The organism is Anaerovorax sp. IOR16, assembly GCF_017168145.1.
In the GTDB taxonomy this organism is placed as follows: Bacteria; Bacillota; Clostridia; order Peptostreptococcales; family Anaerovoracaceae; genus IOR16.
Genome location: NZ_JADQTL010000010.1, coordinates 293,363 through 307,140 on the forward strand (window position 1 = coordinate 293,363; position 13,778 = coordinate 307,140).

Below are 13,778 nucleotides of genomic sequence, written 5' to 3' on the forward strand. Positions count from 1 at the left end.
ATTTTTAAATCAATTCCACTCTGTGGAAGGTTTTCTTTCCTTTTTTAATTAGTATCGCGTTGTCTTTGAACATTTCCTTTGTCAACACAAGCTTTTTATCTGTAACCTTTTCATTATCAATGGTTAGACCACCTTGCTCAATCGTACGGAATCCTTCGGCGTTACTTGGAACCAGTCCAATTTCCTTTATTAAAGCAACGATACCCATTCCTTCACCTTCAAAACGTGACGCTTCCATCTGTGTTGTCGGTACATGTTCCATTGCACCGCCTCCTGCAAATAAAGCTCTTGCTGCAGACTGTGCTTTTTCCGCTTCTGCTTCACCATGAACCAGTTTCGTTACCTCATAAGCCAAAATTTCTTTTGCTTGATTGATTTCAGCACCTTCTAAGGAAGATAAGCGTTCCACCTCTTCCATTGGCAAGAATGTCAACATAGAAAGACACGTATGAACATCCGCATCTTCTACATTTCTCCAGTATTGATAGAATTCGTAAGGTGTAGTTTTTTCTGGATTCAGCCATAAAGCACCTTTTTGCGTTTTACCCATTTTTACACCTTCGCTGGTTGTCAAAAGGGAGAACGTCATGCCATAAACCTGCTCTCCAAGTTCTCGACGAACCAAATCAACACCGCCCAAAATATTGGACCATTGATCATCTCCGCCAAACTGCATTTTACAGCCATACTTCTTATTCAATTCTACAAAGTCATAAGACTGCATCAGCATATAGTTGAATTCCAAGAAAGAAAGTCCTGTTTCCAGACGCTTTTTGAAGCACTCGGCACGCAACATATTGTTCACAGAGAAATGTCTGCCAATGTCACGAATAAAATCAATGTAATTTAAATTCCAGAGCCAATCCGCATTGTTTACTGCAATTGCCTTGTCATCAGAAAAATCAATGAATTGATTGAACAGCTTTGTGAATTGATTGCAATTATCCATAACTATTTCTTTTGTCATCATCTGACGCATATCCGTTCTTCCGGAAGGATCTCCAATCATACCGGTACCGCCTCCAACCAATACGATTGGTGTATGGCCGTATTTCTGCATATACATCATGATAATGATCTGCATAAAGTGTCCCACATGTAAGCTGTCTGCAGTCGGATCAAAACCAATATAAAATTTGATTTTTTCTTTTCCTAAAAGTTCACGAATTTCTTCTTCATGTGTGGTTTGCTTGATAAAGCCTCTTTCTTTCAGGACATCAAATACATTTGTATGTTTGCTTACGTTATCATCAATCTTGTACATATCTATCACCTATCCTTACATCTTTCGATGTTTTTATTATTATCAAAGCCATCAGAATAAAAACAGCAATGCTGATTTTTTTTATTTTGTACCGTATAAACGGTCTCCTGCATCTCCAAGACCGGGAACAATGTAGGCATGTTCATTTAAGTGACTATCTTTTGCTGCCACAAAAATATCCACATCCGGATGATCGTTTTCAATTACAGCAATGCCTTCCGGTGCAGCAATGAGGCACATTAAAGTAATTTTCTTTGCACCTTTTTCTTTTAAAAGACTAATCGCCGCACTTGCAGATCCACCCGTAGCAAGCATTGGATCAACTACAAATAAGTGACGCTTGTCAATGTCTTCCGGAAGCTTGCAATAATACTCAACCGGCTGCTTTGTTTCCGGATCACGAAACATTCCAATGTGTCCAACTCTTGCATTTGGTACTAGAGAAAGGAATCCATCTACCATACCAAGTCCTGCTCTAAGAATCGGAATAATTGCCAAAGATTCGCCTGCCAGCATCTTCATTGGTGCCTTACAAATCGGCGTTTCCACTTCAACTTCTTCCAAAGGCAAACTACGAGTTGCCTCATAAGCCATTAAGGTCGCAATTTCTCTTACCAATTCTCTGAAATCCTTCGTTGAAGTTTCCTTATCTCTCATGATTGCCAACTTATGTTGAATCAGCGGGTGATCAAATACATATACTTTTCCCATTCTTTTTCCTCCGTTTTACATTTCGTCCAGCATGTCCACACGTCTTTGATGGCGTCCGCCCTCAAACTCGGTATCAAGCCAAGTATCTACTATTTTCAACGCCTCTTGGGTCTCTAAAACTCGTCCACCCAAAGCCAAAACATTTGCATTGTTATGCTTTTTTGTCATTTCAGCCATATATTCATTGGTTGCAATGGCACATCTTACACCATGTACCTTATTTGCTGCCATACTAATGCCAATGCCTGTTCCGCAGCATACGATACCTAGCTCCGCTTTTCCCGAAGCAACTGCCTCGCCACATGCTTTCCCGAAGGCTGGATAATCCACTGATTCTTCAGAATTTGTTCCCAGGTCCAATAATTCAAATCCTCTGTTTTTTAAATGCTCTTTTATCTGCTCCTTCAGGGCAAAACCGCCATGATCGCTTGCAAGTGCAATTTTCATACTTTTCCTCCTAAACGTGAATGATGTGGTACCCTGCAGATTTCCACATCCGGTTCATAACTGCAAATCCCACCGAATTTTTATCACTTAACGCACCAGCCAAAATTAAATTAACATGATTTTCATCCATCTCGCGTAATTGGGAGAAAAAGTCATGCGCAGCTTGTTCAAAACCATTTTCTTCAAATAAAATAATTCCTACTTTACTGCCTTGTTTTTCTTTCTCCTCTTTAATGCGCTTTATTTCTTCTTTTACGCGGCTGTGTTCACCTTGTAAAATAATCATTTCAGCCTTAGGTGCATAGTGTTTATACTTCATGCCGGGTGCCTTAGGAGCTGGTGCTGCTTCTTCACTGACATCTCTTGGCCTATGAATCAGCAATGCAGGATCCAAAACAACCTTCCCCTCGGTTACCCGACCGATTTGCTCCGGAGTCAAGATTCCCGGTCTTAACACCATTGGAATCTCTCCGGTCATATCTAATACGGTCGATTCAATGCCCACTCTACAAGGTTCTCCTTGTAAAATCACATCAATCGTTCCGTTTAAATCTTGGTATACGTGCTCCCACTTTGTCGGGCTTGGTTTACCCGAAAGGTTCGCACTTGGTGCTGCAATGGGACAGCCGGACTCACGAATCAAAGCAAGTGCAACCGGGTTATCCGGCATTCGCACTGCCACGGTATCTAAGCCTCCGGTGGTCTTATCCGGCACCGTTTCTTTTTTCTGAAAAATCATAGTCAAGGGGCCCGGCCAAAAAGCTTTCATCAACTTCTTCGCCGCGTCCGGCACGACATCGGTGAGTCGTGCCAGGTCTTCCTCCTCCGCAATATGAACAATCAGCGGATTGTCGGAAGGCCTCCCTTTTGCTGCATATATTTTCTCGGCCGCCTTTGAATTCATCGCATCCGCACCAAGGCCATATACCGTTTCTGTCGGAAAGGCCACCAAACCACCGGCACGCAAAAGGGACGCGGCTTCTTTCAGCTGCGCTTCTGCACTTTCTAAATCCGTTACATCAAATAGTTTGGTTTCCATTATTATCTCCAAATATAATTTAATAATTTTTCATTTTTTCGGCTTGTTCTGTTGTAACTAATCCATCAATGATTTCATCGATTTCTCCATCAAGGAAGTTGTCCAACTTATAAATTGTCATGCCGATTCGATGATCCGATACACGACCCTGCGGGAAATTATAGGTACGAATACGTTCACTCCGATCTCCGCTACCTACTTGACTCTTACGCGCTGCAGCTTCTTCTGCTTGCTTTGCGGTCATTTCCAAATCGTAAAGTCTTGCCTTCAAAACCTTAAACGCTTTTTCTTTATTTTTAATCTGAGACTTTTCATCCTGACAAGTTACCACAAGTCCGCTCGGCATATGTGTCAAACGTACCGCAGAATCTGTTGTATTTACACATTGTCCCCCATTACCGGATGAACGATACACGTCAACACGTACGTCATTTGGATTCACTTCTACTGCAACATCATCGACTTCCGGAAGTACCGCTACGGTTGCCGCAGAGGTGTGCACTCTTCCGTTGGATTCTGTCTCAGGAACACGCTGTACACGATGTACCCCACTCTCATACTTCAATCTGGAATAAGCACCCTTACCCTTAATGATAATAACGGCTTCTTTGATTCCTCCGATGTCCGTATCGTTAATATCCATCAATTCTACTTTCCAGCCTCGACGTTCTGCATAACGAGTGTACATACGCAAAAGCTCCGCACCAAAAAGTGCAGCTTCATCACCACCGGTTCCGGCACGTACTTCTAAAATAACATTCTTTTCATCGTTCGGGTCCTTCGGCAAAAGAAGAATACGAAGCTCATCACTTATGCTTTCTTCTTTTTCCTCTAACTCTGACAATTCCATCTTTGCCATTTCACGCATTTCTTCGTCTAAACCGCTTTCATTCAGTAATTCCTTTGTGGCCTGCAAATCGTCATTGACCTTTTTAAAATCTTTATATTTGTTTACAATTGGTTCCATCTCGCTCATTTCTTTGATGTGTTTTTGCCAAACAGCTTGGTTATTGATCACATCCGGGTCTGAAACCTTAAGGCTGAGCTCCTCATATTTTTCTTCAATAAATTTTAATTTATCGTACATTTATAGTCACTCCTACATAAAAGTATTTTTTTGAGTTTCTTGATTTATATCTGAACTATTTTACCACAAAAAGGCTTAAAAAAAAACCGGAAATCGAGATTTCCAGGTTTTTTTGTAGTTATTCGATATTGAACTTTTTCTTGAACTTTTCCACACGTCCGCCTCGATTGATGAACTTTTGCTGTCCCGTAAAGAACGGATGGCAAGCAGAGCATACATCTAATCTAAGTTCTTCTTTAGTCGACTTAGTAACAAATGTGTTCCCACATGCACATGTAACCGTGCATTCCTTGTAATCTGGATGAATTCCTTCTCTCATGCTTTTCACCTCTTTCCTGCGTCTCCACTCACGTGAAAACAATATTATCCATTTGCCATATCTGTCATAGATACGATTCTCTATACACGATAGCTATTACATATTAGCACAAGTGTCGGTTTGTAGCAAGTATTTTTTTAATTTTGTCGATTATTTCCTTATATTTGCCCACACAATACGATCTTTGCCTGCTAGATCTTTTACAACGCCTGTATCTTCAAAATCACCGCTGTCTTCCAGCAGTCGTCTTACGGATTCGGCTTGATCATGACCGATTTCAAGAAGCAAAAGACCTTCTTTTTTTAAATATGCTCCTGCTTCATTCGCGATGCGTCGATAAAAGTCAAGTCCATCCTCACCGCCATCCAATGCCATCATTGGCTCAAAAAGCGCAACTTCTCGCTGTAGAGTTGGGATAACATCACTGCGTATGTAGGGAGGATTCGAAACAATTAAATCAAATTGTTTTTTACCTTTGCCTTTTTTATTTTTCGGAAATGCTTCAAACAAATCACCTTGTATAAAGGTAATCCCTCTTGCAGGACGATACCCCGACGCATTTTCCTTTGCAACCAAAAGTGCTTTTTCACTGTAATCGGACGCTGTAATTTTTGCTTTAATGGACTCTAAATAATAAGCCAAGCTGATTGCAATCGCCCCGCTTCCACAGCATAAATCCAAAATGTCAAATCCACCCAAAGGCATCTTTGTTTTTTTCAAGTAGTCCAATGCCATTTCTACAAGTGTCTCTGTATCCTGTCTTGGAATCAATACATCCTCATTGACAACAAAACGCAAACCCATAAATTCCTGATTACCTAAAATATATTGCAACGGCTTTCCGGATGCACGCGTGTCAATTAATTCAAAATAACGTTCACACCTTCGATCATCCAAATCATCTCCGACGTGGCTAAATAAAAAGCTTCGATCCTTCTGCAACAAATCACAAAGCAGAATCTCTGCATCTAACCTTGCATCCATACAGGAAGCATTCGAAAGTCTTCTTTCGGCAACCGCCAATAGTTCCTTGATCATTAAACCCATCTTTTATTTCTCACCTCTGCCTGCTTCTCCGTCATTGGGCTTTTCTATTTCTTCATTTGTTTCTTCTTCTATTTCTGTAAAAATACCTTCCGGTCCACATTCTGCAACATATGCACGCGGTTCCTCTTCTTTCAGTACTTCCTTCATTGCTGCGATCGCAACCTCAAGCTGTTCATTGCTTGGCGTCTTTGTGGTTAATTTTTGAAGGAGCAATCCCGGTACACTTAACACCTTTACAACCCACGAATCGCTTCTGCCTGCCCATTGCAAAAGTTCATAGGATAACCCTGCTACAACAGGAATCAAGAGCAATCTCGACCCAATTCGTATTAGTAAATTCGGCCATCCCAAAAGGGAAAACAACAATAAGCTGATTACCATAACAAACATTAGAAAACTCGTCCCGCATCTCGGATGAAGGGTTTCAAACTGTTGTGCGTTCTCCGGTGTCAATTCTAGTTTGTTTTCATAGCAATGGATCGTCTTATGTTCAGCTCCATGATATTGAAACACTTTTTTAATATCTTCCATCTTTGAAATCGCTGCAATGTATATTACAAACATTAAAATACGCACAACACCTTCAATGAGATTCAATGCAATTTCATTCGTCGTCAAATATTTAAAAGCACTTACTAAAGCGGTTGGTAAAATAATAAAAACGCCCACTGTAAAAACAATTGCAAGCACTACAGAAAAGTAAAGCATTGCATTGAGTGCACCCTTCTCTCCAAATCGCTTTTCGAGCCACAGTGTCATCTTATCCTTTTCATAAACATTTTCTGTGTCAAAATGCTCCAGCATTTCTGCCGAGTACAGCAAAATGCTTGTTCCCGTTACCAAAGAATCCACAAAGGCAACGACACCCCGTACAATGGGCACCTTCTTCCATTTGCTTGGTTTCTTTAATGGTTCTATTTTCATATGCATTCCGCCATCGGGCTTACGAAGCACCGTAGCAATGCGATCCTTTCCACGCATCATAATGCCTTCTAAAATCGCCTGTCCCCCTACTTTCGTCGGAGATGCATTTTTTATAAAAATTTTACTGAAATCCATAGTATTCCTCTTTAACGATCCAAACGACCGTTTATCTGGTTTTGATTATCCTCTAATTGAATTTTTTTCAAAACTTGTATAAAATCCTCATTATTTTTTGTATGAGTCAATTGATCAATAATTCTCTCTGTAACCTCTTGAGTACCAATATTGGCCATAGCACGCCGCATAATCCAAACTGCTTCCATTTCCTCTTGTGACATGAGTAAATCTTCTCTTCGTGTTCCAGATTTATTTAAATTAATTGCCGGGAAGATTCTCTTTTCCGATAACTTACGATCCAGATGCAGTTCCATATTACCAGTACCTTTAAATTCTTCAAAGATTACATCGTCCATACGACTTCCGGTTTCTACAAGTGCTGTAGCCAGAATTGTAATGCTGCCGCCTTCTTCCATGTTACGAGCCGCACCAAAAAACTTTTTGGGTTTATGCAGCGCTCCTGGATCTAGACCTCCGGATAACGTTCTTCCGGAAGCAGGAACAACAAGATTATACGCTCTTGCCAAACGAGTGATGCTATCCAATAAAATGACAACGTCTCTCCCATGCTCCACCAAACGCTGTGCTCTAGCTAACACCATCTCTGCAACCTTTACATGGTTTGCCGGAAGCTCATCAAACGTGGAATAAATGACCTCGCCCTTAATCGAACGTTGCATATCGGTTACTTCTTCCGGTCGTTCATCCACCAAAAGAACAATCAGCTCAACCTCAGGATATTTTTTTTCAATGTTATTTGCCACTTTCTTTAAAAGCACAGTTTTCCCAGCTTTCGGCGGAGCAACAATCAATCCTCTTTGTCCTTTTCCAATCGGAGCAACCAAATCAATGAGGCGCATTGACAAATCTCTTCCATCCTCAAGACTCATACGTTTATTCGGAAAAATTGGTGTCAAATCGTCAAAATCAGGTCTGCGTATTGCGACACCTGGTTCGTCTCTATTGACTTCTTTCACATAAAGAAGCGCACCAAATTTTTCACCATCGTTCGGTTTTCTGGTAATGCCCCTAATTTTATCTCCCTTTTTCAAATTAAAACGACGAATTTGAGAAGGGGAAACATAGACGTCTCGATCACTGGTTAAAAAGTTATGAAAACGCAAAAAACCAAATCCGCCATCTGCAATGTCTAAAATTCCTTCTACTTCCGGGCGTTCTTCTTGGGAATAAGTTCGTTCTTTTTTTGTCGAAGAACTCTCTTTTTGTTCTTCCTGTTCTGTTCCTTGCGTTTTGTCTCTCGGGTTTTGTATTTTTTGTTCTTTGGTTTCAGCCTTTTTCTCTGCAACTTCAGCCTTCTGTTTTACAATATGCTCCGAATTTTCTTCTATTTTAAGCGAACTTTTTTCCTCAAAATGCATGATTGCTTCTAAAAGCTCTGCCTTTTTCATCTTTTCAAATCCGGTAATTTTCATATGTCGTGCAATTTCACGCAGTTCGGCTACTTTTTTCGTTTTAAGAACTGCCGCGTCCATTTTTTCACTCATGTTTATTCTCCCGGTGCCGCATATACATCTGCATAAGCACTCTTTTTATCCATATCGTGAATGGCCTCAATATAACGGATGGTTCCGGTTTCTCCACGCATAACAACGGTATGTGTTTTCACTCTGCTCCCGGAAAGATATCGTACTCCTCTCAACATATCGCCATCGGAAACACCGGTAGCCACAAAAATAACTTCATTCGTTTTAACCAATTCATCAATCGTTAATACACGATCAAAGTCTTCCTTGCTGGCTTTCAACTTCTCTTCTTGTGTCATTGGGAAAAGTCTACCCTGAATTTCACCGCCCAAGCAACGCATAGCTGCAGCTGCAAGAACACCTTCAGGTGCACCGCCTATGCCCACCATAATATCAATACCGCTATCCTCGATACACGTCGCAATTGCCATCCCAACATCGCCGTCACGAAACAGTTTAATACGACAGCCCAATTCACGACACTGCTTAATATACCCATTATGACGATCGCGTTCCTGAATGGTTACCGTTAAATCTTCAATGCTTTTTCCCAATGCATCTGCAACCGCCAAAAGATTATCCTTCAAAGATTTATTTAAGTCAATGCAGCCTTTTGCTTCTGGCCCTACCGCCATTTTTTCCATATAATACACCTGCGTATTATATAAAGTACCCTTCGGTGCTACTGCAATTACGGAAATGGCATTCGATAAGCCCTTTGCGGTGGACGTCGTTCCATCTAACGGATCTACTGCAATGTCAACCATTGGTGCATGTTGGCTCGCCTTCCCGATTTGCTCTCCAATATAAAGCATTGGCGCTTCATCTTTTTCTCCTTCTCCAATAACCACGGTACCATCTATATCAATGGTATCAAACATACGGCGCATACCGTTAACAGCCGCTTGATCTGCGGCAATTTTATCTCCTCGCCCCATCCATTTTCCGCATTCAATGGCAGCAATTTCTGTAACACGTGCAAGACTTAATCCCAGATTTCGGTTCATGGAATTCATTTAAAATCCTCCTTCAATTACGATGCAATCGTTTCTTCCTATTTATTTTTCTTTTAAAATATTTTTGGCTGATATTTTAGACTTATTTTAAATTGAAAATTGAAATATATAAAAGTTTTTAAAGAAGTGCCAAACAGGTTTCCCCTATTTGGCACAGATAGAAAACAAATCGTTTTTATAGCCCGCCACTATCTAAAACCTTTCCTTTTTCCTCAGTTTGTCCTTCCGTACCTTCTACGGCCTCCTGCGGAGGTTCTATGGAATAAATTTCAGTGAGCATATTTGCAATTTCCTCTGATAGAGGATATACATAATACGGAGCATTTGGGTCCGGTTTGTTTGGAATCATATAAGTCTCAATACTCTCGGGAGACATTCCCAAAGCTTTTTGAGCAATTTTTGCGGCCATACCCAAAGTAATATCGGAATCCACATTTTCAATAATAGTTTTTGTTATTTTCGGTAACTCAAAGCTCAACATTTGTTTAAAGGCAGCTTTCATGAAATTTTGCTGTGCTTTTACACGTCCCAAATCGCCTTCTTTATATCCATGCCGATACCGCAAGAACTGTACTGCATGCTCGCCATCAAGCACCTGCTGCCCCTTCGGTATGTAGATCTTGAGAGGAGGCTTGTCATAAGGGTCGTTGTATTTCATCGTAAATGGGATGTCCATAGGGACCCCTCCCATTGCCTCTACAATGTTTTCGACACCCTCATATTTCACAACAGCATAATAATGAATCGGCATTCCCAAAAGAATATCACTTACAGCTCTTGCTGTATTTACAGGATCCTTTTGATAAGCCGCATTGATTTTCATTTGCGACGGGCTGTTATATCCCTGTCGTTTATAATAAGTATCACGAGGAACGGAAATTAAGTCAACATGCTTTGCTTTCATATCAAAGCTCGCTAACATTATCGTATCTGTCAATCCACTGTTAACCCCCAACAATAGGATATTGACGCGCTCCTTGTCCTCAAATGCTTCGAAAAACGGACTATTCATATCATACAATGGTGACATTTCATCCATTAAACTAGATTCCGATGGACCAAAAATCGGTGTTTCTGCAGCAGATCGGAATGTCCAATGAAATGGTATGCCTATTACAGTAAATGCCACAAATGCAATTATAAAAACTCGGATAAATTGCTTAATGCCTGTTCCCCTTTTCAGACTTTCTTTTCCCAATGCTATCTCCCTTTCTATTCATTAAAATAAGTAATCGTAATTATTTTATCCTTTTTTTCAAAAAAAAGAAATAGGGAATCGCAGATTCCCTAGATTTTTTTCGATATTAATCTTCTTTTTCAATTGCTGAGTCGGTTGTTTCATCACTTACAGCGTAAATTTCCTCAATCAAATCTCTTACTTTTTCATCATCAGCAAACCAATAAGATGCACCATCTACCGTTTTAGGATAACCCGGTGTCAAATAAGTCTGTATATTTTCTTTGGAAAGACTCATTGCATTTGTTGCAATCTTAAGTGCAATTCCTATATCAACGTCAGAATCTACATTTTGAATGACAGTCTTTGCTACATTTGGCAAATTAAAGCCTAAGGCTTGACGAAACGCAGATTTCATAAATTCCTGCTGTGCCTTGATTCGGCCGATGTCTCCTTCCGGATAACTCTTATATCCGGAACCCGGATTGGCATGGCGGAAACGAAGAAACTGTATCGCCGTATCCCGATTTAATGTTTGCTGTCCTTCTGGAATGTTAATGTGGAGTGGTGGTTTATCGTATGGATCGTCATATTTCATATGGAATGGGATATTCATTGGAATGCCGCCCAAAGAATCTACAATATTCCCTACTCCTTTATAATCAATCACTGCATAATAATGAATCGGCATGCCCATAAGTACACTGCTGACTGCCGTTGCCGTTCCGACCGCACCGCCCCCATTTTTACTGTGATAAATTGCATTAATTTTCTTCGCAGCAGGACTCTTTGCGCCCGGTCTTGGACAATAGGTATCACGTGGTACCGAAATTACATCCACATGCTGATTTTTCATATCATAGCTTCCAAGCATAATAGTGTCAGTCATTCCATCGTTTACTCCAAGTACAAGAATGTTCACTCTCTGACTGTCTTGAAATGCCTCAAAAAATGGACTGTTCGGATCTACCAGTACATTCATGTCATCCATAAGGTTCTCTTCCCCTGAAAAAATGCGAACCTCACTGACCCGATGAAGCATAAATTGTACGGGTGTTAAAAGCACCGTTAAAATCACAAATGCTATTAGAAATTGTTTTACAAATACTTTCATATAATATACTCTCTTTTTCCTCTTCCCTTTTATTATTCTTCAGCAATTTTCTACATAATTAATAATATACACCGTAATATTCTACTCTTTTTTGACAAAAAATCAAGAAATAAATTCTTAAAAAAACCCTTTCACAAGAAATGTGAAAGGGCTTTGATTTTATTGGTTACTTAAAACAACTCGGTTAATCTTTATTTTTTGCTGTAATCGAAGAAACCTACGCCGCTCTTTCTTCCAAGCTTTCCTGCACGAACCATCTTCTTTAAAAGAACGTGAGCTCTGTACTTAGGATCACCATACTCATTGTAAAGAACGTCCATGATTGCCAAGCAAACGTCCAAACCAATCAAGTCACCTAAAGCTAGAGGGCCCATTGGATGGTTTGCACCAAGCTTCATTGCTGTATCAATGTCTTCTGCCTTAGCAACACCATCAGCTAAAATGCCAACTGCTTCGTTGATCATAGGAATCAAAATTCTATTTACAACAAATCCAGGAGCTTCTTCTACTTCTACTGGAGTCTTTCCTAATTTTTCGGAAAGTGTAAGGATTGTAGCCTTTGTATCTTCAGAAGTTGCAAGTCCCTTAATAATTTCAACCAACTTCATCATAGGAACCGGATTGAAGAAATGCATTCCAATTACTTTGTCTGCTCTGTTTGTTGCAGAAGCAATTTCTGTGATGGAAAGAGAAGAAGTGTTAGTAGCCAAAATGGTATCTGGCTTGCAAAGTTCATCCAATTCCTTGAATAATGCTTTCTTTGCTTCCATATCTTCTGTTGCAGCTTCAATGATTAAATCTGCGTCAGCTACGATGGAAATGTCAGTAGAGCCATGAATTCTTGCTAAGATTTCATCTTTATCTGCTGCAGTCATTTTTTCTTTTGCAACCATTTTATCAAGATTCTTAGTTACAGTTGCAATTCCCTTATCTACGGAAGTCTGTCTTCTTGCTCTAAGAACAACTTCGTAACCATTTTGTGCCAACACCTGAATGATTCCAGCACCCATTGTACCTGTTCCTAATACACCAATCTTTTTCATGTTAAACTCCTCCATTTCAATTTGGGTCTACGCCCATTGTTGTTTGACTATGTATTTGTTTGTTACATTTTTAACAAAGCTTATACTATAAGATTAATCCATAACCGGATAAATTGCAATAGTAAAATAATATTTCCGTTAAAAATATCGATTATTTTTTATTTACCCTTAAATTCTGCTTTTCTCTTCTCTAAAAATGCACCCATTCCTTCTTTTTGGTCCTCTGTTGCAAAGCACTGTCCAAAAAGTTCAGTTTCAAGAGCAATTGCTTCTGACATAGGAAGCTCTACGCCCATTTGAATGGCTTTCTTTGATGCACGTACTGCAAAAGGAGCATTCTTTGTAATTTTTGCCGCAAGCGCCATCGCTTCATCCATTAAGGTTTCCGGAGAAACCACTTTATTTACCAAACCAATTTCAGCAGCCTGCTGCGCGGTAATAATGTCTCCGGTTAAAATCAATTCCATTGCCTTTGCTTTTCCGACAATTCTTGGAAGTCTCTGGGTGCCGGAATATCCAGGTGTAATACCAAGACCTACTTCCGGTTGTCCGAACTTTGCTTTTTCACTGGCAATTCTCATATCACAGCTCATAGAAAGTTCACAGCCTCCGCCCAATGCAAAACCATTGATTGCTGCGATGGACGGCTTTTCCAAAGTCTCAATTTTACGGAATACTGCAGAGCCAAACGTTCCGAATTCGTTTCCTGCTTTTTCATCCATCACACTCATAGCTGCAATATCAGCTCCTGCAACAAATGCTTTTCCTTCTCCGGTAAAAAGCAAAACTTCCACTTCTACATCGGAAGCTGCCGCATCCACTGCATCGGAAATTGCCTGAAGAACTTCTCCATTCAAGGAGTTCATTGCTTCCGGACGGTTGATCTTAATGATTGCAACCTTGTCTTTTTTTTCTGTTACCACTACACTCATTTCATTTTCCTCCATTTGTTTCATCGTTATTTTACTAACGTCAAATTGTGAGTTTTC

General features: G+C 40.2%; 13 protein-coding genes and 2 pseudogenes. All 15 read right to left on the reverse strand.

Features of this window, described 5'->3' with window-relative positions; genetic code table 11:
• Positions 1-4: 4 nt before the first annotated feature.
• The 15 genes and pseudogenes from tyrS to I2490_RS12045 all read right to left on the reverse strand — a co-directional run bounded on the left by tyrS (position 5) and on the right by I2490_RS12045 (position 13,721).
• Positions 5-1,264 carry a tyrosine--tRNA ligase gene (gene tyrS, locus I2490_RS11980; RefSeq protein WP_206459995.1) on the reverse strand — a complete coding sequence of 420 codons (1,260 nt, stop codon included), beginning with the start codon at positions 1,262-1,264 and terminating at the stop codon, positions 5-7.
• Between the two features lie 81 nt (positions 1,265-1,345).
• The gene (gene upp / locus I2490_RS11985; RefSeq protein ID WP_206459996.1) at positions 1,346-1,975 is read right to left on the reverse strand and encodes a uracil phosphoribosyltransferase; all 630 of its coding nucleotides are present in this window, start codon (positions 1,973-1,975) and stop codon (positions 1,346-1,348) included.
• Positions 1,976-1,990: 15 nt separating this feature from the next.
• Complete coding sequence (rpiB, locus tag I2490_RS11990; RefSeq protein ID WP_206459997.1) at positions 1,991-2,422, reverse strand: ribose 5-phosphate isomerase B; 432 nt, start codon at positions 2,420-2,422, stop codon at positions 1,991-1,993.
• 10 nt (positions 2,423-2,432) lie between these two features.
• Positions 2,433-3,473, reverse strand: a complete 1,041-nt coding sequence (locus I2490_RS11995) for an L-threonylcarbamoyladenylate synthase (RefSeq protein ID WP_330634632.1) — start codon at positions 3,471-3,473, stop codon at positions 2,433-2,435.
• A 7-nt stretch (positions 3,474-3,480) separates the two neighbouring features.
• Entirely contained in the window at positions 3,481-4,548 is a 1,068-nt protein-coding gene (prfA, locus tag I2490_RS12000) for a peptide chain release factor 1 (RefSeq protein ID WP_206459998.1), read from the reverse strand.
• 118 nt (positions 4,549-4,666) lie between these two features.
• Entirely contained in the window at positions 4,667-4,867 is a 201-nt protein-coding gene (gene rpmE / locus I2490_RS12005) for a 50S ribosomal protein L31 (protein ID WP_206459999.1), read from the reverse strand.
• Between the two features lie 150 nt (positions 4,868-5,017).
• Positions 5,018-5,914, reverse strand: coding sequence for a peptide chain release factor N(5)-glutamine methyltransferase (prmC, locus tag I2490_RS12010; RefSeq protein WP_245157174.1), 897 nt, complete (start codon positions 5,912-5,914; stop codon positions 5,018-5,020).
• 3 nt (positions 5,915-5,917) lie between these two features.
• Positions 5,918-6,973: a DUF1385 domain-containing protein gene (locus tag I2490_RS12015; RefSeq protein ID WP_206460000.1), complete on the reverse strand. Its 1,056-nt coding sequence runs from the start codon at positions 6,971-6,973 to the stop codon at positions 5,918-5,920.
• A gap of 11 nt (positions 6,974-6,984) precedes the next feature.
• The gene (gene rho, locus I2490_RS12020) at positions 6,985-8,460 is read right to left on the reverse strand and encodes a transcription termination factor Rho (RefSeq protein WP_245157175.1); all 1,476 of its coding nucleotides are present in this window, start codon (positions 8,458-8,460) and stop codon (positions 6,985-6,987) included.
• A 2-nt stretch (positions 8,461-8,462) separates the two neighbouring features.
• A complete protein-coding gene (glpX, locus tag I2490_RS12025) occupies positions 8,463-9,455 on the reverse strand; it encodes a class II fructose-bisphosphatase (protein ID WP_245157176.1) in 993 nt (330 codons plus the stop codon).
• Between the two features lie 175 nt (positions 9,456-9,630).
• Positions 9,631-10,653, reverse strand: a complete 1,023-nt coding sequence (locus tag I2490_RS12030) for an LCP family protein (protein ID WP_206460001.1) — start codon at positions 10,651-10,653, stop codon at positions 9,631-9,633.
• Positions 10,654-10,759: 106 nt separating this feature from the next.
• Positions 10,760-11,746 (reverse strand): LCP family protein, encoded by a 987-nt coding sequence (locus I2490_RS12035; protein ID WP_206460002.1) that lies wholly within the window; start codon positions 11,744-11,746, stop codon positions 10,760-10,762.
• A 159-nt stretch (positions 11,747-11,905) separates the two neighbouring features.
• Positions 11,906-11,980 (reverse strand): annotated as a pseudogene (locus tag I2490_RS17195) (hypothetical protein); the annotation flags it as partial.
• Positions 11,959-12,804 (reverse strand): annotated as a pseudogene (locus tag I2490_RS12040) (3-hydroxybutyryl-CoA dehydrogenase); the annotation flags it as partial. The pseudogenes I2490_RS12040 and I2490_RS17195, both read right to left, overlap by 22 nt.
• A 143-nt stretch (positions 12,805-12,947) precedes the next feature.
• The gene (locus tag I2490_RS12045) at positions 12,948-13,721 is read right to left on the reverse strand and encodes an enoyl-CoA hydratase-related protein (RefSeq protein ID WP_206460004.1); all 774 of its coding nucleotides are present in this window, start codon (positions 13,719-13,721) and stop codon (positions 12,948-12,950) included.
• Positions 13,722-13,778: the final 57 nt, after the last annotated feature.

What these genes read in the sequence shown, in the direction of transcription:
- tyrS (WP_206459995.1), bottom strand. Translation starts at nt 1,264, where the DNA reads ATGTACAAGATTGATGATAACGTAAGCAAACATACAAATGTATTTGAT.
- upp (WP_206459996.1), bottom strand. Translation starts at nt 1,975, where the DNA reads ATGGGAAAAGTATATGTATTTGATCACCCGCTGATTCAACATAAGTTG.
- rpiB (WP_206459997.1), bottom strand. Translation starts at nt 2,422, where the DNA reads ATGAAAATTGCACTTGCAAGCGATCATGGCGGTTTTGCCCTGAAGGAG.
- prfA (WP_206459998.1), bottom strand. Translation starts at nt 4,548, where the DNA reads ATGTACGATAAATTAAAATTTATTGAAGAAAAATATGAGGAGCTCAGC.
- rpmE (WP_206459999.1), bottom strand. Translation starts at nt 4,867, where the DNA reads ATGAGAGAAGGAATTCATCCAGATTACAAGGAATGCACGGTTACATGT.
- prmC (WP_245157174.1), bottom strand. Translation starts at nt 5,914, where the DNA reads ATGGGTTTAATGATCAAGGAACTATTGGCGGTTGCCGAAAGAAGACTT.
- I2490_RS12015 (WP_206460000.1), bottom strand. Translation starts at nt 6,973, where the DNA reads ATGGATTTCAGTAAAATTTTTATAAAAAATGCATCTCCGACGAAAGTA.
- rho (WP_245157175.1), bottom strand. Translation starts at nt 8,460, where the DNA reads ATGAGTGAAAAAATGGACGCGGCAGTTCTTAAAACGAAAAAAGTAGCC.
- glpX (WP_245157176.1), bottom strand. Translation starts at nt 9,455, where the DNA reads ATGAATTCCATGAACCGAAATCTGGGATTAAGTCTTGCACGTGTTACA.
- I2490_RS12035 (WP_206460002.1), bottom strand. Translation starts at nt 11,746, where the DNA reads ATGAAAGTATTTGTAAAACAATTTCTAATAGCATTTGTGATTTTAACG.
- I2490_RS12045 (WP_206460004.1), bottom strand. Translation starts at nt 13,721, where the DNA reads ATGAGTGTAGTGGTAACAGAAAAAAAAGACAAGGTTGCAATCATTAAG.